Here is a 346-nt window from a genome sequence, read left to right as displayed (position 1 = left end):
CCGCCAGGAAGGTCTTGCCGGTGCCTGCGGGGCCGATCCCCAGGGTCAGGTCGTGGGCCAGGATCTGCTGCAGGTACTTGACCTGGTTGGGCGTGCGGCCCTGCAAGTCGGCGCGGCGGGTGTGCAGGGTGGGGCCGTGGGCGCCACCTTCGTCACCTGCTCCCGGATCGGCCGGTGGCAGGTCGTCGAGCGCGCCGGCCTGGCGCGCGGCTGGCTTGCGCGCAGGCGCTGCTTCGCGCAAGGCACTGGCCACCGCCAGCTGCACCATCTCGGCGCTGAGCGCGCGGTCGCTGCGGGCGTACAGGCTGTCGAGCAGGTCGGCAACCTGTTGGGGCGTGCCCCGTGC

1 protein-coding gene is annotated in these 346 nt (G+C 73.7%); it reads right to left on the bottom strand.

Going from position 1 to position 346, the window contains the following annotated elements; translation table 11 throughout:
* Positions 1 to 346: PhoH family protein (locus B2W70_RS15135; RefSeq protein WP_286746913.1), on the bottom strand; the 346-nt coding region annotated here is incomplete at both ends.

Origin of the sequence: Aquabacterium sp. UBA2148, from assembly GCF_002328915.1 — a bacterium.
Classification (GTDB): domain Bacteria; phylum Pseudomonadota; class Gammaproteobacteria; order Burkholderiales; family Burkholderiaceae_C; genus Aquabacterium; species Aquabacterium parvum.
The sequence above is the reverse complement of the archived record's forward strand: the minus strand, read 5'-3'. Positions and strand labels throughout refer to the sequence as shown.